This is a genomic window from Lihuaxuella thermophila, assembly GCF_900110165.1.
Taxonomy (GTDB): Bacteria; Bacillota; Bacilli; order Thermoactinomycetales; family Thermoactinomycetaceae; genus Lihuaxuella; species Lihuaxuella thermophila.
Map to the genome: position 1 here is coordinate 13,559 of NZ_FOCQ01000006.1, position 22,536 is coordinate 36,094.

The 22,536-nt window shown below is 42.8% G+C and carries 25 protein-coding genes; 14 read left to right on the forward strand and 11 right to left on the reverse strand.

The features are described 5' to 3' along the window. Window positions 1-49 precede the first annotated feature (49 nt). Both ribD and BMW55_RS07830 read right to left on the reverse strand, forming a co-directional pair. Window positions 50-502 (reverse strand): bifunctional diaminohydroxyphosphoribosylaminopyrimidine deaminase/5-amino-6-(5-phosphoribosylamino)uracil reductase RibD, encoded by a 453-nt coding sequence (gene ribD, locus BMW55_RS07825; RefSeq protein ID WP_089967056.1) that lies wholly within the window; start codon window positions 500-502, stop codon window positions 50-52. 12 nt (window positions 503-514) lie between these two features. Beyond that, entirely contained in the window at window positions 515-1,231 is a 717-nt protein-coding gene (locus tag BMW55_RS07830) for a GntR family transcriptional regulator (RefSeq protein ID WP_089967058.1), read from the reverse strand. Window positions 1,232-1,402: 171 nt separating this feature from the next. Between BMW55_RS07830 and BMW55_RS07835 the strand changes: the two genes are divergently transcribed. From BMW55_RS07835 to BMW55_RS07870, 7 genes are all read left to right on the forward strand, one after another. Next, window positions 1,403-1,735 carry a hypothetical protein gene (locus tag BMW55_RS07835; RefSeq protein WP_089967060.1) on the forward strand — a complete coding sequence of 111 codons (333 nt, stop codon included), beginning with the start codon at window positions 1,403-1,405 and terminating at the stop codon, window positions 1,733-1,735. A 12-nt stretch (window positions 1,736-1,747) separates the two neighbouring features. After that, entirely contained in the window at window positions 1,748-2,020 is a 273-nt protein-coding gene (locus tag BMW55_RS07840; protein WP_089967063.1) for a hypothetical protein, read from the forward strand. Between the two features lie 497 nt (window positions 2,021-2,517). After that, window positions 2,518-2,763 (forward strand): hypothetical protein, encoded by a 246-nt coding sequence (locus tag BMW55_RS07850; RefSeq protein ID WP_089967067.1) that lies wholly within the window; start codon window positions 2,518-2,520, stop codon window positions 2,761-2,763. 261 nt (window positions 2,764-3,024) lie between these two features. Further along, complete coding sequence (locus tag BMW55_RS07855) at window positions 3,025-3,270, forward strand: hypothetical protein (protein WP_139179465.1); 246 nt, start codon at window positions 3,025-3,027, stop codon at window positions 3,268-3,270. A gap of 405 nt (window positions 3,271-3,675) precedes the next feature. After that, window positions 3,676-4,098 carry a hypothetical protein gene (locus BMW55_RS07860; protein WP_089967071.1) on the forward strand — a complete coding sequence of 141 codons (423 nt, stop codon included), beginning with the start codon at window positions 3,676-3,678 and terminating at the stop codon, window positions 4,096-4,098. Between the two features lie 506 nt (window positions 4,099-4,604). Further along, the gene (locus BMW55_RS07865; protein ID WP_089967073.1) at window positions 4,605-4,868 is read left to right on the forward strand and encodes a hypothetical protein; all 264 of its coding nucleotides are present in this window, start codon (window positions 4,605-4,607) and stop codon (window positions 4,866-4,868) included. A gap of 142 nt (window positions 4,869-5,010) precedes the next feature. After that, window positions 5,011-5,250, forward strand: coding sequence for a hypothetical protein (locus BMW55_RS07870; RefSeq protein WP_089967074.1), 240 nt, complete (start codon window positions 5,011-5,013; stop codon window positions 5,248-5,250). Between the two features lie 655 nt (window positions 5,251-5,905). Here the strand turns inward: BMW55_RS07870 and BMW55_RS07875 are convergent. From BMW55_RS07875 to BMW55_RS07905, 7 genes are read right to left on the reverse strand one after another with little or no spacing between them, the layout of a single operon-like run. After that, window positions 5,906-6,952, reverse strand: a complete 1,047-nt coding sequence (locus tag BMW55_RS07875) for a glycosyltransferase family 4 protein (protein ID WP_089967077.1) — start codon at window positions 6,950-6,952, stop codon at window positions 5,906-5,908. 55 nt (window positions 6,953-7,007) lie between these two features. Beyond that, window positions 7,008-7,862, reverse strand: coding sequence for a dTDP-4-dehydrorhamnose reductase family protein (locus BMW55_RS07880; protein ID WP_089967079.1), 855 nt, complete (start codon window positions 7,860-7,862; stop codon window positions 7,008-7,010). Window positions 7,863-7,896: 34 nt separating this feature from the next. Continuing rightward, window positions 7,897-8,886, reverse strand: coding sequence for a polysaccharide biosynthesis protein (locus BMW55_RS07885; RefSeq protein WP_089967081.1), 990 nt, complete (start codon window positions 8,884-8,886; stop codon window positions 7,897-7,899). Then, window positions 8,879-9,970, reverse strand: coding sequence for a non-hydrolyzing UDP-N-acetylglucosamine 2-epimerase (gene wecB, locus BMW55_RS07890; protein WP_089967083.1), 1,092 nt, complete (start codon window positions 9,968-9,970; stop codon window positions 8,879-8,881). The genes BMW55_RS07885 and wecB overlap by 8 nt, the downstream gene beginning before the upstream one ends. Continuing rightward, a complete protein-coding gene (locus BMW55_RS07895; protein WP_089967085.1) occupies window positions 9,967-10,953 on the reverse strand; it encodes a GDP-mannose 4,6-dehydratase in 987 nt (328 codons plus the stop codon). The genes wecB and BMW55_RS07895 overlap by 4 nt, the downstream gene beginning before the upstream one ends. Next, complete coding sequence (locus tag BMW55_RS07900) at window positions 10,950-11,663, reverse strand: sugar phosphate nucleotidyltransferase (RefSeq protein WP_089967087.1); 714 nt, start codon at window positions 11,661-11,663, stop codon at window positions 10,950-10,952. Before BMW55_RS07900 ends, BMW55_RS07895 begins: the two co-directional genes overlap by 4 nt. A gap of 14 nt (window positions 11,664-11,677) precedes the next feature. Then, window positions 11,678-12,661 (reverse strand): SDR family NAD(P)-dependent oxidoreductase, encoded by a 984-nt coding sequence (locus BMW55_RS07905; RefSeq protein WP_280139757.1) that lies wholly within the window; start codon window positions 12,659-12,661, stop codon window positions 11,678-11,680. Window positions 12,662-13,096: 435 nt separating this feature from the next. Between BMW55_RS07905 and BMW55_RS18985 the strand changes: the two genes are divergently transcribed. Next, window positions 13,097-13,288 (forward strand): hypothetical protein, encoded by a 192-nt coding sequence (locus BMW55_RS18985; RefSeq protein WP_139179466.1) that lies wholly within the window; start codon window positions 13,097-13,099, stop codon window positions 13,286-13,288. A 311-nt stretch (window positions 13,289-13,599) separates the two neighbouring features. On the opposite strand, the gene BMW55_RS07910 is transcribed toward BMW55_RS18985, so the two are convergent. Next, entirely contained in the window at window positions 13,600-14,532 is a 933-nt protein-coding gene (locus tag BMW55_RS07910) for a glycosyltransferase family protein (RefSeq protein ID WP_089967091.1), read from the reverse strand. Window positions 14,533-14,879: 347 nt separating this feature from the next. On the opposite strand from BMW55_RS07910, the gene BMW55_RS07915 reads away from it, so the two are divergent. Further along, window positions 14,880-15,830, forward strand: coding sequence for an NAD-dependent epimerase/dehydratase family protein (locus BMW55_RS07915; protein WP_089967528.1), 951 nt, complete (start codon window positions 14,880-14,882; stop codon window positions 15,828-15,830). 208 nt (window positions 15,831-16,038) lie between these two features. Here BMW55_RS07915 and BMW55_RS07920 read toward each other — a convergent pair whose 3' ends face one another. Beyond that, window positions 16,039-16,818, reverse strand: a complete 780-nt coding sequence (locus BMW55_RS07920; protein WP_244527503.1) for a sulfotransferase family 2 domain-containing protein — start codon at window positions 16,816-16,818, stop codon at window positions 16,039-16,041. A 237-nt stretch (window positions 16,819-17,055) separates the two neighbouring features. On the opposite strand from BMW55_RS07920, the gene BMW55_RS07925 reads away from it, so the two are divergent. The 5 genes from BMW55_RS07925 to BMW55_RS07950 all read left to right on the forward strand — a co-directional run bounded on the left by BMW55_RS07925 (window position 17,056) and on the right by BMW55_RS07950 (window position 22,524). After that, a complete protein-coding gene (locus tag BMW55_RS07925; protein WP_089967095.1) occupies window positions 17,056-18,072 on the forward strand; it encodes a glycosyltransferase family 4 protein in 1,017 nt (338 codons plus the stop codon). Then, on the forward strand, window positions 18,053-18,787 hold the full coding sequence (locus tag BMW55_RS07930) for a glycosyltransferase family 2 protein (RefSeq protein ID WP_244527488.1): 735 nt from the start codon (window positions 18,053-18,055) through the stop codon (window positions 18,785-18,787). The genes BMW55_RS07925 and BMW55_RS07930 overlap by 20 nt, the downstream gene beginning before the upstream one ends. Continuing rightward, window positions 18,784-19,827 carry a glycosyltransferase family 4 protein gene (locus BMW55_RS07935; protein ID WP_089967097.1) on the forward strand — a complete coding sequence of 348 codons (1,044 nt, stop codon included), beginning with the start codon at window positions 18,784-18,786 and terminating at the stop codon, window positions 19,825-19,827. Before BMW55_RS07930 ends, BMW55_RS07935 begins: the two co-directional genes overlap by 4 nt. Window positions 19,828-20,282: 455 nt before the next feature. After that, window positions 20,283-21,704: an aspartate aminotransferase family protein gene (locus BMW55_RS07945; protein WP_089967101.1), complete on the forward strand. Its 1,422-nt coding sequence runs from the start codon at window positions 20,283-20,285 to the stop codon at window positions 21,702-21,704. Then, window positions 21,655-22,524, forward strand: coding sequence for a MurR/RpiR family transcriptional regulator (locus BMW55_RS07950; protein ID WP_089967103.1), 870 nt, complete (start codon window positions 21,655-21,657; stop codon window positions 22,522-22,524). Before BMW55_RS07945 ends, BMW55_RS07950 begins: the two co-directional genes overlap by 50 nt. Window positions 22,525-22,536: the final 12 nt, after the last annotated feature.

The following is a 22,536-nucleotide window of genomic DNA, read 5'->3' on the forward strand; positions in this document are numbered from 1 at the left end:
ACTCAACTTCCCTTTGTTGGATAGCTGAGTTTTTCTGCTAATAGTCATATTAACTCTGTTTTCCGGCTGCGACTCGATCCAGGAAATCCTTCAGGTCAGTTTTAATCTCTTCTTCGAACATTCCGCCTACAACAACTTCAACTCCATGATCTCTCAGGTGTTGAATTCCGCGTCCACTTACCTTCGGATACGGATCGACAATGCCTACATATACTTTTGCCACCCCTGCAGCCGTCAATGCTTCACAACAGGGTCCTGTCCTGCCCCAGTGAGAGCAGGGTTCCAAAGTGCAATAGACGGTCGCACCTTTCGCCTTGTCGCCAGCATCACGCAGTGCATTAATTTCTGCATGAGGGCCGCCCAACTGAGAGGTATGTCCACGCCCTACAATTTCCCCGTCCTTGACGATGATTGCGCCCACTGGAGGGTTGGTTCCAGTTTTGCCTTGCGCTTTCCGTCCTTCGAGTACCGCTTCCCACATAAACTCTTGATCTGTTTTCATCAGTTACCTCCCCTAGAAATCAAATTGATATTGAAATTGATAACAATCGGCTCTGTAGATGAGTGAGCAGAGTTCCACTAACTCTTTCTGGTGATCAAAGGTTTTACGAATGATTCTCACTACAGGAATAGAGGAGTTCTTTGGCAGCTTCAGTGCTACTCGTTCATCTTGTGTGGCAAAGTCTGCAATTAAGTACTCTTCACAGGAAACTGGCTTAAAACCCAAATACTCCAATGATCCATACAGTGAAGCATTCGCCTGTTTCATAAGTTTATGAAGTTCTTGGAGTGGAACACGGTTGGGAATGTAAGCTTTGGATACCGAAACCAACAACCCATCCAAACACTGCTCGGTATGATAGAACAATGTCGGAATGGAGAGTTCACTTTTGAAGGACTCAGGAATTTCCTTTTTTTGAGTTAATAGTTGAAGGTTTAGAACGTTTGCGCTTGCGATCTTCCCAAACTCGTTTCGAAATCCACCTTTTCTGTAATTGATGGAACGGTGAGGAATGTCTCGAACAAGACGGGGCATGCTTTTACCTTGAGAAAGAACCAACCCATCACGTATGAGCGCGTTGACTGCTGACTGGATCGTTGTGGAGTGAACTTTGTATTTTGTCATTAGTTCTAAATTTGTTGGGAAGACGGAACCTGAAGGGAAATGACCAGTGATGATTTGGTCTCGTAGTTCCTCGTAAATCTCTTCCCATCGGTTACTACTACTCATTTGAGCAAACCCCTTTTAACTAATCTAAATTTATCTTTTCGAGACTAATTATATGATACATTCCGAAAAAAATAAAGCTTCATACTTGACCTGATGATAATCTAAACTTATACTACTGACTATAGATAAACTCTTATAAATATTTAGAATTAAATTGAAAGAGGTGGTAATGTGCTAACACTCAGAATTGAGGGTCCGAGAAAGGAAGTCAACGCTTTTGTCAGAGATGTGAAGTTCAACCCGCAATATCACGTGATTGCTCAATCCATGCCGTACATGGAAGATGTACTCGACAACGACCACGTCGTCTCTTATTGCCAATTCCAGTATTCACACTTATCTGAAATGGGGAAGGCTTTAACCGTCAAACTTGAAACCACCAGCGGCGAAGAGCTTGACTTCTCTTTGGATTACGGAAGAGTAATCCGGGTAGGGGGTATTGTTCAAATCACAGGAAAAATCGCCCATTTCCTGCCTCAAATTGCATCCGAAGAGCAGAAATGAAGGGGATGCACGATGCCGGAAATCAGTAAAATTGAAAGGGAATTGAGAGACATGATCATGAAAGGGCCTCAACACAGCTTGACCAGTCTCACAGCCTTTTGTGCATGCTGCCTGGAGTTCAGGCATCGCAAGGATGTCCGCCTGGTCAAAATGGCAGGCGATGAACTGTCTGTCTGCCTCGGGTGTATCAACAAACGGGGATTAACAGAATCCGGCTCCACCGAAGCGTTGGAGTACCAGGAGAGAACTCTTGCGATTTTGAAAATCAGAGGTCTTCGCGAATAGCGGGAAGATGGAATGAGGATGGTAAGAGAGATGATCTCAGTGCTCGTCGTTGTTCATCAGCATACGGAGGGATTCGGTAAGTAAAAAAAGAAGAACCCCGGATCAGGGTTCCCGGTGGATGATGTTTTTGGCTCTATAACATTATACTTCCATGTCGAACGCCCTGTCCATTGCTCAATGCATTGGACGGGGCGTTTCCATTTTGAATATGATCTGGACAAGAGAGGAAACAATCCGTTTTCCCCCGTTTGCTTATTCGTATTCCCATAATCCTCCCGCGGCTTTTGGTTCTCTGGAAAAATATGATATATTCGGCTATTTTTCTTCGTAATTGGAACCTTATAGATCCGGCCGGAATATATTATAGCAAAAATAATAGATTTACAGATTAAAGGGATTTCTTGCATGAAACCCTGAGAAAGAGGTGAAGACCTATCAGTCGCAGATGCAGAAGAAGGGATAGAGATAGGGTTAGACGCTGTAGAAGGCTCAGACGCTTGAGAAGGGTTAGACGCCATCGAATTGATCGTTGCAGGATCATTCTCGCGCAAAATAATAACGGAAATGATAACAACGGAAATAATAACGCCGGAAATGGTTTGGTTCAAGCAATCATCTCCCAAATCGGACAAAATATCGGCGGCAGCGTCAGCGGTACGAATGTTTTCACATCCGCCAATACCAATACAGGCAATGCAACCGCCATCAGTGGTTCAAGCAATTCTACAACAGACCCGGCCTAAACCATTTAACCGGATGGAACGTTTGTGCGCAAGATTCATAGGGTGAACAAGATCCGCCCCATTCTACTTTTAGCCTGCACGTATTCCAATCAAACAGAATATACTAAAACAAATCTGCTAGAATGATAGTTTTCATTCCCTCGCCAGTATCCTTCCCAACCCTCACTCAGTTACACCCCTCTCTCCACACCTGTATTCCCAGACAAAACCGATCAATCAGATGAAACCCCTCTTATTTCCACCGTGAAAGGAGGTGATTTCATGCACAACAACTGCAACAACAACAACAAGCATAAAAACAATAATCATAAAAAGAATAAACGCCGTCGCCGCGAAGAACGTCGCCGCCGTGAACGCTGCCCACGTGAACGTCGCTGCCCACGCTTCCGCTGCCCAAGAGATCATAAAGATTGGTGTGATGACAAAAAAGACTGGAAAAAAGACAAAAAACACAAAAAAGATGACTGTGATTGCGACTGCGATTGCGACTGCGATTGCGGCTGCTAATAGATAAATAAATCCATGGCATCCCTGTGGGAGCTGCTTGCTGCAAATGTCCGGTCCGTATGATTTTGATGATACGAATCAGGACAAAACATGCGATGCGGGCAGTTCCCTTTTTTTGTTCCACACCTCTATTAAATAGCTTTCCCGCCTTTTTATATCCCTTTGTACAGAGACCAGAGCTAAACCTATTCCCTCCTTTTGCTCTTTGGCGCGGAATTCGTTTTCCACACTCAAATTAGGCGTATGAATGATGACCCGCCTTAAAAAACATTTCATACAATGAAGAAAAGATCTGAGTCATCGAGTGCGCAGATCTCTCCGGGAAAGATCAAAAAGTCATGGTTTTTCGTTTTTTCTAATCAGATCATTGATACTCAGTCAAAACTCGAAAAAGGAGATCTGCTTATGGGCGAAGAACGGAATCACATGGATAGCCTAGATGGACGAACCGGGGGGATGAAAAAAGGTTCTCTCGCACAGGGGGAAGAGGCAGAAAAAAAGCGACGGGGAGGTAAAGCAACTTCAAAAGAGCAGGAAAAAAATAGACAAAATTCCGCCGCAGACGGCTTTCCTGAAAACACGACGGATTTGGGCTCCCTCGATTCACTCGCCAAAACCAACTTATCTTTTACACCTCCGGAAAATGAATTGTCTGGCGATGTCAATGCGCAGGAAAACAAGCAGGGATCATCTTTCAAAAAGAAAATCAGAGAATTGAACAAACAGATATTGTCTTTAAAAAAACAACTATTCACTTTAAAGAAACGGAGAAAACGACTCAGAAACAAACGAAGGAATAAAAAGAAAAAGTCTGACCGCCGGCGTTAAAAAACTCCATCTCAACAGGGTGGAGTTTTTTCTGTTTTTCGCGTAAAAAATGAACAATTCGCTGTTTCCCTCTTTCTCTTTGTACAGGGGTTTGAATCGGATTTTCCATACACGACTTAACCCAGATGAATGAAAAATCGCCCGAATAATTGTTCTGAATGATGGGAGGAGTCGGATTGAATCCTGCATCTCCTTTTTACTAAAAACATAATCTCTGCAAAATTACATGTCGATGTTTTAAAAAGTCTATCTCAATACCTTTAAAACAAATGCAACTGTGGTATTAGATAACTATTTATGCTGCCATCCACCTTTCATCATTAAGTTCCATTTATAAATATTATGAATTTAAAGTTTTTAAAATTGCCGCTTTATCTATGTTTTGAATTAACGTTTTTACTTGACCAGTTTGTCAGCAAAAAATGTTTTATTTAACCTAGAATATTTGTCCGATCCCTATTTTATCTCAATCATATACTATTAGTAACTTTAAAGGGATTGGAGTGATGAAAATGCGTAAATGCAAACGTTGCAAGAAGAGAAACAGAGAGCTCCGATTATTAATCAAGTTATTGCGTATATTAATTAAAAAGTGCTGTTCCCCTCAAATCACCGTTAATGCCAACCCATCTGCTCAAGCGGCAACAGACAATGGTACAAACGTAGCCGTAGACGATATTTTTGCAGCTGGCCGAGACATCAAACAGTCTTCCAAAAACTTTGATGAAATAAAGTCAGTCGACAAGTCAGGAGCTAAACCGCTTCGATGAATCTTTCCCTGTTTTTTGAGAGGGATTTTTCCGTTGTTCTAGCAAGCAATTAATTTTGTTTGTTTAACCGAGTATACTCGTACACTCCTTTTTTAACAGTGCAACATATATTGTTATCAGATTAGAAAAGGAGGTGTAGAGAATGCGCAAAAAATGTAGAAAAAGGAAACCCGATTGCCGGAAGAAAAAAGATCGTCACTGCCGGGACTTCCGAAGCACAGCCTGCCAGCCTGACGATAATCAATTTCATATCAATCCAAATGCTCAAGCGGCTACCGATACCGCTATCAACTTAAATGTTGATGACATTCTCGCGGCAGGCGGTGATATTGAAGTTGACCAAGTGGAAAAAGGTCCCGGAGACGCAAAACAATTAGTCTAACAACAGAACAAATATAAACCCTCCTCACTTCGGGGAGGTAGCCCCTTTCATACAGACGGGCAACATCTACCATTGTCTATTTTACTAAAATTAAAGTTACGATGAAAGTTCCTCCAGTATATAAAAATGGTCACCGAAAGAGAGGGGTTTCATGTCCCAAAATCAAAATCAGCAAGGTATGAACGTAAATGATGGAAGAAAACAACAGATTTTTATACTAGCTAATATATTCAAGAGATTAAACGACCGGTTACAGTTAAATACGGTCAAAGACTCTGCCAATGTCATAAAACAGATGATTGACTCAAAAAAAGAAAAGGAGTGATTTGAATGCATCAAAACTTTATAAGGCTGGTAAATGCGATTTTTGCCGTATTTGGTGAAGCTGCAAGACGAATTGAGGAAAGAGTGGGTCCCCCCTACAACTTTTAGATTGGAAGCCGACTTAGAAAAAATCGATTCCGAAATAATACAAGTTGCTAACCTCCTGACAAGGTTAGCAACTTTTTTCTGGGAATATTAAATAGCAAATATCAAATATTCTCCTACTAATTTGTCCATTGTTTCAGGCATCCTTTGCATATAAAAAACAACCTGTTTTAATACTTTTTCATTTTTTGTGAACAGCGTTTGAGGTCATATACAAACATGTTTTTTATTTTTGTTTAACGATCGAGAGTAAATGACTTTCCATCAAATCTGTGGATTTATTATAATTGAATTTTCTTATATATTGCAGTCCATTCTCGGCTATTTTCATTCTCAATGGATCATTTTTTAATAATAATATCAGGTTTTTTGCCAATTCATCAGGATTTTTAGGTGGAGATAATAAAGCAGTCTGATTATGAATGCAAAACTCCTCCGAACCACCATTTTTTGTTGATACAACTGCACACCCGCAAGCCATAGCCTCTGATGCAGGAAGCCCCCATCCCTCGTTCCAACTTGAACATAAATAGATTGAACTTCCATTATAGATCTTGTCAACCAGATCTTCCTGGGAAGGAGTTTGAATATAATCCATCCATCCGGGAATTTCGGTACTTCTTTTTGGTACACCAAATAAAACGGCATGTAAATCCGGAATCGCCATTTTTGCTAATTGTAAAGCCTTTATTCCATCACATGAGCCTTTTATTCTTATTCTGGAATATAACATCGCTATGGTTTTAGGTCTCTTCGAAATCGGATTTATCAACCGGAACTTATTATGATCAATAGCATTAGGAATATATGTTATATCCGTAACCGGAACACCAAACTTAAGTCCCAGTTGGTACAACCATTTAGAGATGACAATTTTATTTAAAGGTAACAACCATGTCCTTTTTACTTTATCAAAACCGTACCACGTCACAAAACTTTGAATAAAATAAAATTTTTTTCCCTTCCTGTGGGAATAATGATGAACATAATCGGCTGTAAACCATGCGGTTGCAATAACAGCGTCGGCATCAGGTATATATTTTTCATCTAAAGAAGGAGCATAGATCATTCTTACCTTTTCGTGAATATACTGCCAGTCAATTCGGGGAGATGTGGATCTGTATATTGGATGCCCGGAAGAATAAGTATAAGCTGGATGGACTACAGAGACCTCATGACCTCGTTCAACTAAATGATTCGCATATTCATATACAACACGAAACCCTCCTGATGGTTCAGATGGATAACCCGGCAGAATAAATGTTATATTCATGAAAAAGTATTTCTCCTTTCTGCCTCAGTTCATGAAAGAGCACGTATTTGATTCATCACCGATAAGGATAGTTTCTCTTCCTTTGCGTTTCCATCCATTGTTTCAGTTCCACCAGCATTCGGGAATAAGAAGACACCTGATAAGAAAAATCACTTCTTGTCTGAATCAGGCTTTTATCCGAGACCAAATGGTCACTCGGTTTGATAATAAGATCGTCCCGCCCGAACACCTCCTGCAACATTTTCAATAACACATACTTGGAGATTTTTTCGGGGGCGGCAAGGTGAACCAGACCACTGATGGAACGTGGCATTAACCACGCAATGGCTTTCGCCAATTCCAATGTGGTAACTCCATTCCAAAAAACTTGCCGATATCCTAGAATTTCACCTGTTTGATTCATCAGCCAATGAAAAAGACCGATGCCATCCTGCTTTAACTCAGGACCGATGATCGATGTCCGAATGGTAATATTTACATCGTCGACAACTTCTCCCAGACTTTTCGTTTTGGCATAAACCGTTTCACCGTCGGTTAGATCGTATTCTGTATAATTGCCTCTTTTTCCCGAAAAAACGCAATCTGTACTGATATGAACAAGACGAAAGCCTAATTGATGACCCAACCGTGCGAGCTGATGGGGGAAAAGACTATTTACATAAATGGCTTCAAATGGCCGTTGTGCGGCATCATTGTTCAAAATGCCCACAGCATTAACCACCACATCCGGCTTGACACGGGCCAAAACATCCTTCACTTCCGATTCATTTTTTACATTGAGAGAGATACCGTTGCTCTCATCCACCTTCTGCCGTACTGTATACCACAGCTCATGGTCGGTTGCATATTGCAGGTAATCTTTTATCATATGACCGGCCATTCCATGGCCGCCGAAAATGAGAACTTTCACATCCAATCTCCTCCCTACCATCTCAGAGAATGGTTCATACGACCATTCCCCCGCGTCTCAGCATCCGTTCAATTTCATCATGCGACATCAAGTGAGTATCGGATGAATAGGTTTGGAAATTCACTCTTTTCAGGGAATGATATTGTTTGGAAAGAGCCGGGGTCGGGTGTGACGGCAGAATGACGAAGTAATGATCGCTGTAATAGAAGGTATGAGGGGATTCATAGATCGAAACAAGTACCTCATGCAGTTTTTCTCCAGGCCGGACACCAATCTCCTTGATTTGGATCGGTGCCCTGATTAGAAGTTGCGCCAGGACGTTAGCCAGATCGATTATCCGGCACGATTTCATTTTCATGACAAATGTTTCCCCGCCAATGGCTACCTGGGCCGCTTTTAAAAGCAATTCAATCGCCTCGGAGATCGTCAGAAAAAAGCGGGTCATTTCCCGTGAAGTGAGAGTTACCTCCTGTTTTTCGAGGATCTGGTTTTTGAAAAACGGAACGACACTTCCGTTTGTCCCCAGTACATTGCCTCCCCGGATACACACGAACCGGGTCGTTTCACTGAGATCGTTCGCCCGTATCATCAATTTTTCACCGAATGATTTCGTCATACCATAAAAATTAATCGGATCGACGGCCTTGTCGGTCGAAACATCGATCACTTTTTTTACTCGATGCATAATACTTGCCCGGATAATGTTTTCTGTTCCATGCACATTTGTCTTGAGCGCTTCGTCCGGCTGCATTTCACAGATCGGAACATGTTTTAATGCCGCCAGATGAAAGACGTAATCAACACCCCGACAGGCTTCTTGTACAGCGGAAAAATCCCGCACATCCCCTATAAAAAATTTCAAAGCAGGTTGATGGGAAAATGAACGATGCATGTTTACCTGTAAAAATTCGTTTCGGGAAAAAATGCGGATCTCCCTGGGGTGATATTGAAGCAATTGGCGTGTCAGCTCCTGTCCCCATGAACCTGTACCGCCCGTGATGAGAATGGTCCGATCTTTAAACATAGCACTGCCCTCCTAATACTAGATTGACTACCTTCGTCGATACATCGGGGTCCGTGTACCCCTCGGGACAGGTCCATGAATGTACTGTCTGCATCATTAACTCCACACAAGCAGCGATCCGTTTTGAATCGATCCCGGACACCGTGTTGCTGCCACAAATAACGGTTTCCGGCCTTTCCGTGCTTTGCCGGATGGTGACAGCCGGCACACCAAAAATGCAGCTTTCTTCCTGGACCGTTCCACTATCCGTCACTACACACCGCGCATGTTTCTGAAGTTTCACAAAATCAAAGAAACCAAAAGGTTCACTAAAAATCACAAGCGGGTGGTGAACATCAATCCCAAATTGCTTTAACCGTTGCCGGGTCCGCGGATGTACGCTGCAAATGACTGGCATCTGCTGCTGTTCGGCAATCAATTGAAGAGCTTCAACAATGCACTGAAGCCGTTCTTTATTATCTACATTTTCCGCACGGTGGCTGGTAACCAGGATATAATTCTTTTCATCCACCCTCATTTTTTGTAATATATCACTTTGATCAATTTCCAGTTGAAATGCCTGCAAAACTTCGTAAATCGGATTTCCCGTTACCCAGATTCGCTGGGGTGAAATTCCTTCTCTCAACAAGTTTTGCCTGCTCATTTCCGTGTAAGGCAAATTAAAGGAAGAGACGGAGTCTATCAGTTTTCGATTGATTTCTTCCGGAACGCTTGGGTCATAACAACGATTCCCCGCCTCCATGTGGTATACAGGTATGCCCATCCGCTCGGCCAGTATGGCGCAAAGAGCACTATTTGTGTCTCCCAGGACCAGAATCCGATCCGGTTCTTCCTTCGTGATGATGGTCTCAACGTCAGCAAACATTTGTCCTACCTGTCCCCCAAACGTATGAGAACCCGCTTGCAAATGATAATCAGGTGTCCGCACTCTCAGTTGTTTGAAAAATATGGAACTCAGAGAATGGTCGTAATTTTGTCCCGTATGAACAAGTACGTGTCTGGCTGCCAGAAGATCCAATTTTTTAATCACTAAACTCAATCGAATGATCTCCGGCCTGGTTCCGAGAATGGTCATCACTTTCATTTTTCCTCTCCCCCCTTTTCTCCATATCTTCTTCGGGTCTCCTCTAATAAATCCCGGATCGACTCTTCGAGCGTAAAAGCAGGTTTCCAGCCGGTCGCCGAACACAGTTTTTTATTGTTGCCGTATAGGATCAGGGTTTCATTCTTTCGGATTAAAGCAGGATCTGTACAAACATCAAACGAAACCCTGGCATGCTTTTGAAAAAGCGTGACCAATTCACTGATTGAATACGCCGACCCCCGGCATACATGAAAGATTTCTCCTGCAGGGACGGGATCCAGTTGCAGGAGATCCCAGTATGCCCGAACAGCGTCACGCACATCCAGGAAATCCCGCTGAACCTTGGTATTTCCCAGAATCAGTTTGGGAGGACGAAGGCCTTGCTCCATTTCCACCACTTGCTCGGCAATCTTGGCACAAATGCCCCTCGATCTTCCGGGGCCGATGAGATTAAACGTCCTGGCAATGATTACAGGTACTGAGTAGAGGCTTGCATACATCAGAGCCATTTGCGTTTGCAGCATCTTACTCCATCCATAAGGGGATGAAGGCCGAAGCGGAGTTTCTTCTGTTCTGGGAGTAGGATCCGGAAAATTGTCCCCATATTCGTGAGCAGAACCAATCAGCAACAAACCTTTAAACCGTCCGGTCGGATGACGTCGAACTGCTTCCATAATATTTAACGCAGCCAGGATATTGCTGCGCAGGGTGATTGCAGGATTATTCCATGATTCTTGAACCCCATTCTCAGCTGCCAAATGAATGACATAATCCGGATTGAACCGGTGTATCAGGGAAATGGCCGCGGAAGGCTGGAGTAAATCGCAAGATTGATACTCAAATCTATGATGTTTAATAGAAGAAACATCCCTTCGTCCAATTCCCAATACGCGGATATGATTTGAATATAAGTATTGACCCATATGTGGCCCGACGAAGCCGTTAATCCCTGTGATGAGAACTCTTTTTTTCCGATCGTTCACCGTTGTTCACCCGGCAAAAGCTGGTCTTTGATTTCGGGAAATTCCTCATCGGCGTGATGATAATCTTCCGGCCGTCCAATATCGTGCCAGTAAGCCGTATTTGCAAAATGGCGGATTTTTTGATTGTCAGCTAACAGTGCCCGGATCAAGTCGGGGATATCAAAAAACTGATTTTCAGGTATATATCTGAGGATTTCAGGCTCCATCATATAAATTCCCATATTTACATGTGCCATTAGCACGGGCTTTTCTACAAAGTCGATCACACGATCTCCCTGTGTTTGAAGAACTCCCAGGTGAATCGGGATCTTTTTTTCCTGTGAGGCGATCGTTAAAAGACTGTCTCCTTTGCAGTGAAACTCCCAAAATTCCTTAAAATTCAATGTGGTTAAAACATCGCAATTAATCACTAAAAAAGGCTGGCTGAGATGTTTTATATTTTTCAATGCTCCAACTGTCCCCAATGGATGATCCTCCACTTGATAGCGGATTTTCACATTCCATGAACTTCCATCTCCGAAATAAGTCTGAATCAATGGTGCCAAATATCCACAGGCCATGGTTAGGCGGTCAAATCCATAGTAACGCAGCTGTTTAACGATAATTTCTAATATCGGCTGCTTTCCGATCGGGAGAAGACCTTTGGGCAACACCTTTGTATAAGGTGTCATTCGGGTTCCTTTTCCGCCTGTCATCACTACCGCATCCAAAGTAATCCCCCCCTTTATCGAACATACTCATCGGGTCGATAAATCCCTTGATTTTGACGAATCCAATCAATCGTTCTCTCTAATCCTTCCTCCAATGATACCGTTGGCTTCCACCCTAACCATCTGGCTGCTTTCCGGCTATCCGAGAAAAGCCGGTCTACTTCGCTTTTCTTCGGACGCAATCGCTCATTCGCCACACACACCGGGATCTCGCGTCCGACGATTTGCAGAATCTTTTTAGCCAGGTCTCCGATTGAGATTTCAAACCCCGACCCGGCATTAAACACCTGACCCAATCCTTTTTCCGCTGTGGCTGCACAGATAAAAGCACGGGCTGTATCTTCTACATAGGTGAAATCACGCGTAGCCGACAGATTTCCCAATTCGATTTTGGATCGGAAAAGCGCTTGAGTAATAATCGTAGGAATAACGGCCCTCATCGACTGCCGCGGCCCATAGGCATTAAACGGCCGGACGGTAATTACAGGCAGATCATAGGAGCAATAAAAGCTTTCAATCACTTTGTCTGCCGAAATTTTACTGGCTGAGTACGGAGATTGCCCCTGCAACGGATGCTGTTCATCCATCGGTACATACCGTGCCGTGCCGTACACTTCACTGGTAGAAGTATGGATCATACGGGAAACACCAAAATCAAGCACCGCCCTGGCTACATTCAAGGTGCCTAAGACATTGGTTTCCACTACCTCTGTGGGATTTAAATAGGAATAGGGAATGGCGATCAAAGCACCCAGATGGAAAACGATGTCTGTCCCTTTCACCGCTTGCCTCACGGCGTCCGGGTCCCTTAAATCTCCCATCATGATCTCAATCTCTTTTTGATCAGCCGCAGGCAACTGTTCAATAAAACCGCGATGATTTCGTGAATTGTAACGCACAAAAGCCCGGACGTTGGCCCCCCCTGCAAGCAGTTGCTCGAGAAGGTGGCTACCGATAAATCCGGCCGCTCCTGTCACCAGTACGGTCTTCCCGTTCAATTTCAAATGATCACCTTCTTTTACAATTACAATGCTTTTATAACGTATTCGATCGGCCATATGCCGGTACGGGCTTTTTTGTGAAGTGAATAGAAATAGACGAATATATATTCTGCAAATATATGTAATAAATTTATTGAAATAATATAATCATTCAATCATACTATCACAGAGTTTCATATGCTAACGATGATCATTCAAACTAGGAGTAAGAATTATGCACAGCTGATTGCCTTTGGCTCGAGTGTCCCCACCAACTTTAACGGAACATTAAAGACCCATCCCCGCCTCACCTTCCCGTATCATACTTGCGGAATTCGGTTTCACGATTAACACTGCGATCAATAAAGTGATCTTAATTGCTTCAGTAAGTTTCAATCCACCCGGGGAACACCTCAAATCTTTTTCAGAGTGACCCGGGGTGCTGCAAGAACGATGGTCATTGGTACAGCCCGGTCAAGAGCTGTAGCCGTCAATGAAACCGGAAATATTACTTTCCAAATCATTGAAACCAATGTTCCGGTAGACTTTCAACCATACAGCCTCACTGCAGAGCTGATCAGCGGACCTACTACAAATGCTTCAGTTGTCGGTCCGGTTACGTTTTCCGGAATAGCGGTCGCTTAAGTTGATAACACCCGTTATGTTTAAAATATAGGCAATTCTTATTAATAACCCCCTTGACGAACTCGCCAAGGGGGTTTCATCATTCACTGTTTAATTGCCAAGATCTTCTCCTTACCCAATTCGAAATATTCTCGGGTACTATTAAATCAAGTTTTAATACCTCCGAAATTCACATAACAATGAATCCAGATAACAAAAATATTTTTATATTTGGGAGTGAGTTATCTGCAAAATCATTCAAATCAGGTCCATAGACAACAGGTACAAAACCAACCGAATGAACAAATCAATCGCGAATGGATTGACAGGCTTTATTTTTTGAGGATGTCAGCTATATACTTGACCAGCTGTTGAGCCCTAACCCGGGTTGAATGGTATTTTGTAACAAATTGATGTCCGTCAGTTGCTATTTGATTGCGTTTCATTTCATTGTTCAAATAATATAGGTATTTTTGATAAAAGTTGTGTTCATTAATTTCCACAAAATGCTTATCGGGTTTAAAACCCAGTTCCTTCAGCTCTTCACAACTATCTGCCAGGAGTAGCGTCCGGCAAGCTAACACTTCAAAATATTTCAACAGAGGGTATTTATAAATGGAACAGCAGGTAAAAAACATTTTTGCCCGGTTGATTTCTTTTGCATATTGTTCGCCCACAAAGACAGGTTTCGAATCCTTTCCCGGTTGGAGAAGGTAGCCTGGGTGGACATGGTGAACAAAACCGGGTTGTCCCCTCATTTTCTCGATCACTTTTTTACGCAGAGGATACAGGGGACTGGTGTTCCCCATGAATAAAGAGTTGATCTCTCTTTGCAAACCGTAGTCTTTAAATATACTCGTATTGACATGGTGGGGAAGCCAGCGGAATTTATCGGTAAATTCCGGATACAATTCAACAAATTTATGCTTAATAAATGAAAAAATAAGACTGATCGCATTTTCTGACAGGAACTTTCTTCTGAAATCTACATTGGATTGCACATCGTGGACCATATAGCCAATTGGAATATTGATGTTTTTACAACCTTTCGTGTACCATCCTCCCATTATCTCATTAATAAGAATGAAATCCGGTTGAAAAGAAGATATTTTGATTAATTCAACAATATTACAGTCCGCTTTGTAAAAAACGTCATGGGTTAAAACAACACAATTAGTTAATTTTTTTACTTCCTCAAAAAGATACCAATCATTTTTATAAAGAAATGGAGAGACATCAGCAGTTAGAATAAGTAAATTGAACAAAGAATCACACCTTCTTTCCCATTGTTAAATAAACTAAGAGATTAAACGGTTTCTTTAGAACCAGAAGCCATCAAAATTTTTCTTAATATCAGCACGAATCATTACTCCTTTTAAATTATTGAGGGGTCATCAATAGGCTTAATGTCTCCTTCCCGTTCAGCAGAATAATGTTCGTTTGTTCTAAAAAAACCCTTCTACATACCCGTATCGGATTGATCAGACAGGTTCTAGACATAGTATGTAAACTAGATTGGTTTTGTATAGATTATTATCTCCTTGTGAAACCCATTCCTTTTTTATTTAGATGCATAGAATGAAGTTATCTGATAAAAAAGGGGTAACGAATGATGAAATATGGATCAATTCTTGTAACGGGGGGAGCTGGTTTTATAGGGTCGCAATTAATAAAAAAACTTGCTCCCTGTTCAAAACACATCTATGTTATCGATGATTTGTCTTCAGGGGATAAAAATTTAATTCCAGATAAAGATAATATTACATTCTTTCAAGACACCATTCTCAACACAAAATTATTGAGCAGTATTCTGCCTTATATCGAGCATGTTTTTCATTTGGCATGCAGAAACCTGGTTCTTTCCATTGAAAATCACGAAAGAGATTTGGAAACGAACCTCTACGGCGGTTATACACTGTTGAATGCTATTAAAACATACGCTGGTCAAATCAAAAGGTTCGTTTACACTTCCTCTGCCTCCATTTACGGCAATGCAGATATTTTACCGACACCGGAATCCTATCACAAAATTGAATTACCTTATGCCGCCAGTAAATTTGCGATGGAGCATTATTGCCAAGTCTATTATCATCTGTATCAGCTGCCTGTTACTATTGTCCGCCTTTCGAATGTTTACGGACCCGGGCAACTTTCTACCAATCCTTACTGCGGGGTAGTAGCTAAATTTTTTGACGCTATTCAAGATGGAAAACCTTTCATCATTTATGGGGACGGTTCACAAACCAGGGACTTCACTTATGTTGAAGATGCCATTGACGCATTGATGTTGGTTTCTGCTCATTCTAAAGCCGAAGGTCAAGTGTACAATGTCGGAACCGGAACAGAAACAAGTATAAATAGTTTGGCCCAGAAAATAGGTGGTTTGACGGGACATCCGTGTTATCCTACCCGTTATTCACCCAAAAGACCCACGGATAAAGTAATACGCAGAGCCGTCGACACATCCAAAATACAAAAAGAACTGAACTGGCGTGCTAAATTCAGTCTGAACGAAGGTCTTATGAAAACATATGAATGGATACAAAATACCACCCATAAATAGAAGACAGGGATCAGTCGGTCCAATCATCACACTTCGTACAGGATTGAGATAAAGAACCTGGTCTCGAAGGACCGGTGACACTTGGCGTGATGCCAAAAAACGTCAGAAGTCCGGCCTCCGTTGGCACAACGGTAAGGGCTGGACTTCTCTCATGAGAATCTTTTCATCGGGATCATGTGTTTAACAAAGGCTCTTTTGCTAGATCAATTTAATTTTTATGCATTCTGTTCATTTGCGTATTTGTAAATTTGACTAATTTATCCTTATAATGACTATCTAAAGAATCAATCTTCTTCTCTAAAATTTCCTTTGCATAATTATATAGCTCTATATCTAAATAATCATCTTTCTGGATCTTTTTGATTACATCTCGTGGAAGATCATCCCTGGAAGGTCGTTTTGTCGTAATGTTTTTCTTTTCATAACTCATTAATTTCCAACCAAATGCTTTTTTCATCAAAAAAACAGATTCGTTAAACATCTCTGTGATTCCAGCCACTTCAAAGTGTGTATCTAAATTTTTCTTGGCCATTTCAAGGCTAACCATTCCTCTCCCGGTTAAAGTCAAAGTTTGAATATTTTTTAGTTCTAATGGACGATTAAAGATAAAGTCTTCAAAGTTTTGCTTAAACATAGGGTCCGGGTGAAATGATTTCAAATAATAGAACAAAGAAATAATCCGATCCACCGGATCACGCAGCATGGTAATGTATCTGACCGGCTTTGAGAGTTTAAAGTCTGATAATATTGATTCTCCTACATGCCAAAAATACAGATCAAAAGAAAAATGACCAATAATCGCTTTGAGATTACGCTGTTGTTTCCTGATTTTTTCAATAATTCCGTTCTTATCTTTAAGAACTTGATCAGGAGGATTGTGATACAAAAGTAGTGTATCTGATTTATATTCATTCATTAAAATAGATTGTAATGTACTGCCTCCGGTTTTAACTATATGAGGAAAAATAATGACCTTCTCGCTATTCATATTCACTCAACATCCCCCCAACTTTTTTAAGCCATAATTCCCCTGATGAAACATAGTTCCCGGATTAGTCTGACTCTTAATAATATTATATGAGTCCATGCATCAAAGGGTTATATTATAAAATAGGCTTTTTTGTAAATATTTTTCATTTTTTGTCAGGGCAAATATGGATTCCAAATAATTTCTCTTAGAATATTTTAAAAGAAAAAATAAGCATCTCAACCAGGAGGAATACCAATGAAAGTAGTGATTCCGGTAGGTGATTTGCATATAGGTGGCGGATGCAAGGTTCTGGTGGATATTGCTCACGCATTCCTGGAAAGAGGCCACGACGCCGAAATTGTCATGCCTCAAACAGGCACCGTCAAATACCAGCTTCAGTCCCGATTAACAATCATTCCGTTTCTCCACAAACAATATATTCCATACGGAGATATCGTTCTCCCTAACTTCTATACCACCTTTCGTCCGTCCTTTGAAGCCTGGCCTAAACAGTGTGTACGATTGAGCCTTGGTTTTGAACCCTTTTGGGTACCGGACAAACGTGAAGCACTCTGGACATATGAACAAGAGGTTCCGATCATCTCCATCTCCCATTGGCTGGATGACCAGATCTACAGTCATGTGAAAAAACGGAGCAAAGTGATCAATCTGGGGGTTGATCCGTCTGTTTTTTACCCCGATTCCCCGGAGAGCAAATTTGATAGACATAAACCGAAAGTGATCCTTTATATCGCACGGCCACCATATGCATATGAATTTAAAGGTTTCAACGATTTTGTGGAGTGCATGAAAATTGTACAGCAACACTATCCAGGCAAATTTATCGTTCATCTGATTTGTCCTGAATACCCTCTGTCACTGCCTGGAATTCCACACAAGGTCTTCTCTCCGCAAAATGAGATACAAATGGCCGATCTCTATCGCTCCGCAGACCTGTTTGTCTCATCTTCCTGGTTTGAAGCTTTTTCTCTTCCTCCTCTTGAAGCGATGGCCTGCGGCACACCGGTCGTAACGACGAACTCAGGTGGAATTCTTGATTTTTGTACGCATATGCAAAGTGCTTATATTTGCCCCCCGCAACATCCGCAGTCCCTTGCAGAGGGAATCCTTACCGTGTTGTCCGACGAAAAGTTAGCGAAGAAATTGATTCAAGGCGGACTGAAAGTCGCTCAGCGATTAACAAAGAGAAACTTTGAACATTCTTTAGTTGAGACTTTGGAGATGATCTATCATGAACGTATGGCAAAATAAGATGCCTAAAGTATCCATTGTGATCCCTTTTTATAACTGTCCTTATATCGATCAGGCAATCGAGAGCGCCCTGAATCAGAGTTATCCTTGTACGGAGATCCTGGTCATTAACGATGGCTCAACCAGGTATAAAGAAAAAGTTGTTCCTTATTTCAATCATATCCGCTATGTCGAAAAAGCAAACGGAGGTACGGCAAGTGCTTTAAATTGCGGGATTCAACACGCAACCGGAGAGTATTTTACATGGCTGAGTTCCGATGATTTGTATAAACGTGATAAAGTGGCCAAGCAAGTCTCTTTGATGCAACAAAATAATGCCCATGTTAGTTATACATCATTTTTCTTTATGAATTCCAACAACCAGTATATGGGCAGTCCCGGACAAGTGAAGTTTGCAAATAAAATTGAATTTTATCAAACCATGCTAAAAGGCTGCCCCATTAACGGGTGTACGGTTATGCTGAAAATGGAAGTTTTTTCGAAAGTTGGTTTATTTGATGTCACTCTTCGTTATACACAGGATTATGACATGTGGTTACGAGTTTTACAGAAATATGAGTTCTATTATTTGGATGAACCTCTTGTTCTTTACCGTGTCCATGAAGAAATGGGCACCAAAAAATACGCCCGGGAGATCCCGCTGGAAATCAATTTAGTACAACAAAGACATCGGGCGGCATTAGAAAGATTAATTGCTGAGGAGTTGAAAAAATGAAATTTACATTTCCCATTCTTACCCTATGTCTGGGCGGAGCGCAACGAATGCTCGCTGAACTGACGAATGGTCTGGTAGCAAGAGGACACGATGTTACCATTCTGATGCCACGGGCGGGAGTCGTTGAGTATGATATTAAAGCCAAACTAATCCGCACGAAACACAATCACCACATAATGGAAAGTGATTATCCCAAAAGTGATTTCATCATTTCAAATTATTATCTGGTGGTTCCTTCGGCTCAAGAGGCAAGCCAAAATGGAAAAGGCATCCATGTTCGCTTAAGCCTTTGTTATGAACCGACGTTTTTAAAGGACAATCATGTATCCTTTCCTTCATATCATGCCACCAGACATGTATTGGTGATATCCAAATGGCAACAGCAAATCATCTATTTAAATCACGGAATCAAAGGCCATATCGTTCCCATCGGCATTAGTTCCGAATTTAAAAACCTTCATCTCCGCCATCCAAACTCCCTTATACGAATATCGGCGATCGTTAGAGGTGCAAAAGGGACGTGGTCCTGGCATCGTGATCAACCTTATTTGCTCTCTCAACTGGAGATGATCAAAAATCGTTTTCCTCATGTGCAAATCAACTTATTTTCCCCTCCGGCTGAATTTGCCAATTATCCTACCTTACAAAGCTTAAAATACAATAGCCGATATCGTATTTTAAATCCAAAAAATGATCAAGAAATGTGCCGTTGCTACAATGAAACAGATATCTTTGTGATGTCATCCACTTATGACGCGGGCTCTCTTCCCGGCCTTGAGGCGATGAGGTGCGGTGCTGCTCTGGTCACCACTTATGCGGGTGGGAATATGGACTATTGCCGGCATGAACAAAATTGTTTAATGTCCTATCGTTATCAAAACCGTCTGGCCCATGATATCATTCGGCTTATCAATGATCCGTCGTTACGGCAAAGGTTGGCTAGAGAAGGGGAAAAAGAAGCACAAAAATGGACATGGGAACGAAGTGTTACGGCTTTTGAAACAGCCATTCAGCAAATTTTAGAGAGCCACAAAATATAAACTCGCGAATGGTTCTGTTCCGTCTTCCCTCCGAAACAAACATGTCTCTTCAACACCGGAAAATGAATCGTCCGGAGACATCAAGTCCCAGGAAAACAAAAAGGGACCGTCTTTGAAAAAGCAAATCAGAGAATTGAACAAAGAGATAACGTCTTTAAAAAAACAACTATTCAATTTAAAGAAGCGGAGAGAAAGGCTGAGAAACAGGAGAAGGAACAAAAAGAAACGGTCTGGCCGCCGCCATGGTTAATAACCATCTCGATCAGGGGGCGGTTTTTTCTGCTTTTCTGCGAAAAGATGAGCAACTCCGCGTGTTTTTGCTTTTTTTTCGTCAACAGGGGGGTTGAACCGGTTTTTCCACGGTCGACGTGAGACGGATCCGCCTTATAATGGAGTATATACTCCATAAATAATAAATTACGGAATATATATTCCGTATGATGAGGTGAATCCGGATGGAAACCAGCTATTTACAAAAAACACCGACCTCTCTGCAATTACATAATGAAGCGAAGCAGTTCATTCCCGGAGGGGTCACTGCCAATATCAAGTTTTTCGCCCCCTATCCCATCGTTATGAACCGTGCCGGCGGCGCTTACCTTTACGATGTCGATCAAAATCCATATATCGATTACAATCTGTGCTATGGAGCTTTGATCCTGGGTCATGGCAACGAACGGGTGACAGCAGCTGTCAGGGAGCAGCTCGCCACGATGGGAACAACCATTTTCGGAACCCCCCACCGGCTGGAAACGGAGATGGCCAAGCTATTGATTGACCTGTATCCGGGAATCGAGTCCGTGCGCTATACCAACTCCGGTCTGGAAGCCACTCTCTTGGCCATCCGATTGGCAACTGCGTGGACCGGTCGGAAAAAACTGGCCAAATTTGAGGGGCACTACCACGGTGGTTATGACCAGGTGTTGATCAGTGTTCATCCTTCAGAGAGAGAGCGGAATCACCCGCCCGCCGTCAAGCCGGATTCGCTCGGACTCCCTGATTATTACACGGAAAACACCGTTGTGCTGCCCTTTAATGATCTTGAACAGACCGCTGAAATCTTAAAAAAACACCGCCATGAAATCGCCGCTGTCATACTGGAACCGGTCCAGGGAGGATATCTTCCGCCGGATCTTGCTTTCCTTCGGGGCGTACGGGAACTGACGAAAGAATACGGGATGGTCCTGATCTTTGACGAGGTGAAGACCGGCTTCCGGGTCGGACTGTCCGGGGCTCAGGGAAGATACGGCGTCACCCCCGATCTGACAGCGCTGGGAAAAGTTTTGGGCGGAGGTTTTCCGATTGGCGCTGTGGGCGGCCAGCGGGAGATCATGGAATTGTGCTCCCCGGCACGAGGTGCGGATATTTTGAGCAACGACCCCCATCAATCTTCTCCTTCCGATACGGAAATTCTCTTTCACAGCGGTACTTACAACGGACATCCGATGATTCTTGCAGCAGGATTGGCCACCATCCGCTCTTTACAACAACCGGGAACCTATGCTCAACTGGAAGAAGGAACGATGAAGCTGCGAAGAGGGATGGAAGAAATCCTGGACCGGTTTGGAATTCCGGGGCATACCGTTGGCGAAGGGAGCATCTTTAACATCGTTCTGGCCGATCAACGTGTGAAGCAAATTCAAGACGTCCTCCGTTCCGATCTATCCCTGCGGAAAGAGCTGGACGTCGCCCTGTTAAGCCAGGGGATCTATATCAAGCCGCTCAACCGCTTTTCTTTGTCCACCGCCCATCGTTCAGAGGTGATTCACGAAACGCTGGAACGATTTGAGCAGGGAGTGAAAAGATTAGCCAAAGGCAGGTGGTCACGTGTCTCAAACCAAAGATGTCTTTCAGCTTATCCGTCAAAAGAGCAGTGAATTGAGCCAGGCACAATTGAAAGTCGCCCGGTTTTTGGAAACCCATCAAGACACCGCTCCCTTTTTAACGGTAGCCCAGCTTGCCGGACAAGCCGGGGTCGGAGAAGCTACAGTGGTCCGGTTCGCCCACTGTTTGGGGTTTTCCGGATACTCCGAACTGCAGCAAAGCTTGCAAACACAGATCCGCAAGCGCCTGACCACGGTGGAACGGTTAAATCTGGCCGAAGACAGGTATCCGCACAAACAGCGTTTGGCGATCGGGGTGTTGGCCGAGGATATGAATAATATTGAGCAAACCATGCAAAATCTGGATCTCCGCGCCTTTGATGCAGCGGTGAACCGTATCCACCGGGCCAAATCGGTCACCGTGGTTGCCATGCGGAGTTCCTATGCACTGGGCCATTTTCTCACCTTTTATTTGCAGCTTCTCCTTAAAAACTGCCGGCTTCTCTCCGATTCCGACACGATGTTTGAAAAGCTGGCCACATTGGATCACGACGATCTGGTCATCGGCATCAGTTTTTCCAGATATACGGCCAGAACGGTGCAAGCCATGAAATTTCTGCGGGAAAGAGGTGTCCGTACGATCGCGATCACGGATACCCATTCTTCCCCTCTTTCCAGCGTGTCCGATCTCACGTTGACCGCGTCCAGCAGCATCCCTTCCTTTCTTGACTCATTTGTGGCACCATTAAGTTTGATCAATGCACTCTTAACGGCTGTCGCCCAGCACAATAAAAAGGAAATCTCGCAACATTTACATGAGATGGAAAAGTTATGGGAGGCCGAAGGGGTTTATTATCACCCATTCCCGAAGTAAACCCATCGAGCA

Bases quoted from the DNA above. Each gene is read 5' to 3' on its own strand.
- ribD (WP_089967056.1), bottom strand. From the start codon at position 502: ATGAAAACAGATCAAGAGTTTATGTGGGAAGCGGTACTCGAAGGACGG.
- BMW55_RS07830 (WP_089967058.1), bottom strand. From the start codon at position 1,231: ATGAGTAGTAGTAACCGATGGGAAGAGATTTACGAGGAACTACGAGAC.
- BMW55_RS07840 (WP_089967063.1), top strand. From the start codon at position 1,748: ATGCCGGAAATCAGTAAAATTGAAAGGGAATTGAGAGACATGATCATG.
- BMW55_RS07855 (WP_139179465.1), top strand. From the start codon at position 3,025: ATGCACAACAACTGCAACAACAACAACAAGCATAAAAACAATAATCAT.
- BMW55_RS07860 (WP_089967071.1), top strand. From the start codon at position 3,676: ATGGGCGAAGAACGGAATCACATGGATAGCCTAGATGGACGAACCGGG.
- BMW55_RS07865 (WP_089967073.1), top strand. From the start codon at position 4,605: ATGAAAATGCGTAAATGCAAACGTTGCAAGAAGAGAAACAGAGAGCTC.
- BMW55_RS07870 (WP_089967074.1), top strand. From the start codon at position 5,011: ATGCGCAAAAAATGTAGAAAAAGGAAACCCGATTGCCGGAAGAAAAAA.
- BMW55_RS07875 (WP_089967077.1), bottom strand. From the start codon at position 6,952: ATGAATATAACATTTATTCTGCCGGGTTATCCATCTGAACCATCAGGA.
- BMW55_RS07885 (WP_089967081.1), bottom strand. From the start codon at position 8,886: ATGTTTAAAGATCGGACCATTCTCATCACGGGCGGTACAGGTTCATGG.
- wecB (WP_089967083.1), bottom strand. From the start codon at position 9,970: ATGAAAGTGATGACCATTCTCGGAACCAGGCCGGAGATCATTCGATTG.
- BMW55_RS18985 (WP_139179466.1), top strand. From the start codon at position 13,097: ATGGTCATTGGTACAGCCCGGTCAAGAGCTGTAGCCGTCAATGAAACC.
- BMW55_RS07915 (WP_089967528.1), top strand. From the start codon at position 14,880: ATGAAATATGGATCAATTCTTGTAACGGGGGGAGCTGGTTTTATAGGG.
- BMW55_RS07920 (WP_244527503.1), bottom strand. From the start codon at position 16,818: ATGAATAGCGAGAAGGTCATTATTTTTCCTCATATAGTTAAAACCGGA.
- BMW55_RS07925 (WP_089967095.1), top strand. From the start codon at position 17,056: ATGAAAGTAGTGATTCCGGTAGGTGATTTGCATATAGGTGGCGGATGC.
- BMW55_RS07930 (WP_244527488.1), top strand. From the start codon at position 18,053: ATGAACGTATGGCAAAATAAGATGCCTAAAGTATCCATTGTGATCCCT.
- BMW55_RS07935 (WP_089967097.1), top strand. From the start codon at position 18,784: ATGAAATTTACATTTCCCATTCTTACCCTATGTCTGGGCGGAGCGCAA.
- BMW55_RS07945 (WP_089967101.1), top strand. From the start codon at position 20,283: ATGGAAACCAGCTATTTACAAAAAACACCGACCTCTCTGCAATTACAT.